The 2,665-nt window shown below is 43.0% G+C and carries 2 protein-coding genes and 1 pseudogene; 1 reads left to right on the forward strand and 2 read right to left on the reverse strand.

Features of this window, described 5'->3' with window-relative positions; all coding sequences use genetic code 11:
- Nucleotides 1-339 precede the first annotated feature (339 nt).
- A complete protein-coding gene (locus HWQ38_RS10100) occupies nucleotides 340-1,356 on the reverse strand; it encodes a zinc-dependent alcohol dehydrogenase family protein (RefSeq protein WP_292792825.1) in 1,017 nt (338 codons plus the stop codon).
- 214 nt (nucleotides 1,357-1,570) lie between these two features.
- On the opposite strand from HWQ38_RS10100, the gene HWQ38_RS10105 reads away from it, so the two are divergent.
- The gene (locus HWQ38_RS10105) at nucleotides 1,571-1,870 is read left to right on the forward strand and encodes a type II toxin-antitoxin system Phd/YefM family antitoxin (protein ID WP_292792827.1); all 300 of its coding nucleotides are present in this window, start codon (nucleotides 1,571-1,573) and stop codon (nucleotides 1,868-1,870) included.
- A 207-nt stretch (nucleotides 1,871-2,077) separates the two neighbouring features.
- Here the strand turns inward: HWQ38_RS10105 and HWQ38_RS10110 are convergent.
- Nucleotides 2,078-2,500, reverse strand: a pseudogene (locus HWQ38_RS10110) (DUF3641 domain-containing protein); the annotation flags it as partial.
- Between the last annotated feature and the right edge of the window lie 165 nt (nucleotides 2,501-2,665).

Here is a 2,665-nt window from a genome sequence, read left to right on the forward strand (position 1 = left end):
AGAAGAGGTTAGCGATACCTGCGGTGAGCTTCGCTTACGCACAATCGGAAAAGCCGCGAATTCCATTCGCCCTGGCTCTAAGTTGACACGTATGAGCAATGCTGTGCCCCTACGACAGATCTGGTTCAAATACATGAAAACTGCTGTAATAACTAATAATAAACCACGTCTATCTTGAAACCTGTAGTTCTTCTGTGATCAAAAGGATTTGCCCTCATCCCCCAACCCCTTCTCCCAGATTTGGGATTCGGGGAGCCAGAATTTCAAAGTCCCTCTCCCAGATTTGGGAGAGGGATTTAGGGTAAGGGCGAAAACTACGGTTTTCAACTTAGATGAGGTTTAACTACTAACTTCATCGCTAATCAGCAGAACAATTTTACCCGCTACAGAACCACTTTCAAGTAATTGGTGGGCTTTAGCCGCTTCTTTCAAGGGAAACTTGTGACTAACATGGATTTTTAACTTGCCTTCATCGATCCAAGTGGTACATTGTTCGAGAATTTTTGCATGATGCTGGAGGCTCTCTTCCAATCCTAGCAACGCTGGTGTCAACATTAACTCTAAACCAATGCGGAGATTACGTAGTCTAGCAGTTTTCCAAATAGTATTGGCATCTGGTTCGAGAATCGTCACAATATCGCCATACACTCGGACTGCGGGGAAAGTTTTGTGAAAAATTTCCCCGCCTATGGTATCAAAAGCCAAGTCTACACCTTCGCCGCCAGTCCAATCTAATACCGCTTGCACAAAGTCTGTTTGTTTATAAAAAATTAGATGATCAGCACCGAGTTCTTTGACGAAATTAGCTTTTTCCTCAGAACTGACTGTGGTGGATACAGTAGCACCTTTGAGTTTCGCCAATTGAATTGCTACATGGCCGACACCACCAGCACCCGCATGAATCAAAACCCGTTCTCCAGGTTCCAATCGTCCCCGTTCATATAAAGCTTCCCAGGCGGTGATTAATACCAAAGGTGCTGCTGCTGCTTCGGCAAAGGAGATAGACGCGGGTTTACGTGCCACAAACCGCTCATCCACAACGGTAAATTCAGCATAATTTCCTTGGTGTGCGCCCAAGCCGCCATAGCAAAAATATACCTGATCGCCTGCGCGAAAACGCTGAACGCTAGCACCCACCGCTTCGACAATACCGGCACCATCACATCCTAAAATTGTCGGCGTGCGATCGGGGTAGAAAGTGCCTCGGCTACGAAGTTTAGTGTCGATGGGGTTAATCCCAGCCGCCACCAAGCGGATTAAAAGTTCAGTATTACCTACAGGAACAACAGGGTTTGGCACTTCCTGTACTTGCAGAACTTCGGGACTGCCAGCTGCTGTCATCAAGACTGCTTTCACGAATCTTTCCTCCTGGCTTTAGATGCACGTTTATTTGCAACTTTAGCGCAAGAGGGTGGACACAGAGCTATTTTTGAGGGAAAACTGCGTCACCGTAAGCGTTGCGTTAGCGAGTATTCGTTCGCTTTTAGCGTCTCGTAGAGAGCGTCATAGCCCATAGTAGACATCGCGCTAACGCTATAATAAACGTGCATTTAAATGTACACTTATCTAGATGCCAAAATACCTAAGCATAACGGAAGCTCGACGACAATTGTTAGATTTACCGGATGAGTTGAAAGATGAACCGGTGATCATCACCAAGCATGGTAAGCCTGTGATGGCAGCACTTAGTTTTGATCAATTTGAATCTCTGTTGGAAACCCTGGCAATATTATCTGATCGGGAGTTTGCCCATCAGCTACGGGAGAGTATAGACCAGGGAGAACGAGGAGAAACTATTAACTGGAAGGAAGTAAAAGCCATGAAACATAATGTTTCACGGCTTTCAGTGTGGTGTAAGGAGCTTAACTAAATATCATGATAAAGTAACTGCCCAACAACAACGCACTCGTAACAATTTTGGTAACAGACTTTTTTAGCGATCGCACTCTCAGACATGAATCTGGTGAGTCAAAAATTCCCAATCCTTTTACCAGCTTTGAATGTGCAGGTTTGTTGGAAAGAAGTTAGTCTCAAGGATGAATTCAAAATCTGACCGCTTCTAACTTTAATCCTTTAGCTAACTTTCAAGCAAAGCACCACCACAACTAGAACCACACCCAGCAGTACAACCATAACAATAAGCAGCAGTTTGTATTTCACTAATCACGTCTAAACTGCCAACTTCTACCAGTTTGCTAACTGTCAAGGTTTTACCATTGCGGTTTTTCGCAGGCAAATTCATCATTTGGTTAAAGTCACAATCATATACATTGCCCAGATAGTCAATTGAAAGTTGATCACGACACATTAAATGTTCAAGTGTGCTGGAATTAAAATGCGACTCCAAAAACTGCAAATAGCTGCTGTACAGTTTTCTCCGTTCCAAATGAATTTTCGTTCTACCAACTGGTAAGTTAGTAATGGTGAAGAGGTTGTTAAACACAATATTAAAATGTTCTTGTAAGAACATTTTGTAATCTCGTTCTAGGTTAGTCTGTTGATTCAGTAGAAATATTAGAAGCCCCTATTTATGCATTATTGGGTTTTGGAGTATTTCTAGCTTGTTTAGCTTTGGGTGCATTCATAAACTCTTCTGCACTAGGTTTAATTGTATCCGCTCAATAAGTTGCGGTAAGCAAAAATTATTAGCGATTGTTGAATCAAT

The sequence above is a fragment of the Nostoc sp. NMS7 genome (assembly GCF_017115085.1).
Classification (GTDB): Bacteria; Cyanobacteriota; Cyanobacteriia; order Cyanobacteriales; family Nostocaceae; genus Nostoc.

Bases quoted from the DNA above. Each gene is read 5' to 3' on its own strand.
- HWQ38_RS10105 (WP_292792827.1), top strand. From the start codon at position 1,571: ATGCCAAAATACCTAAGCATAACGGAAGCTCGACGACAATTGTTAGAT.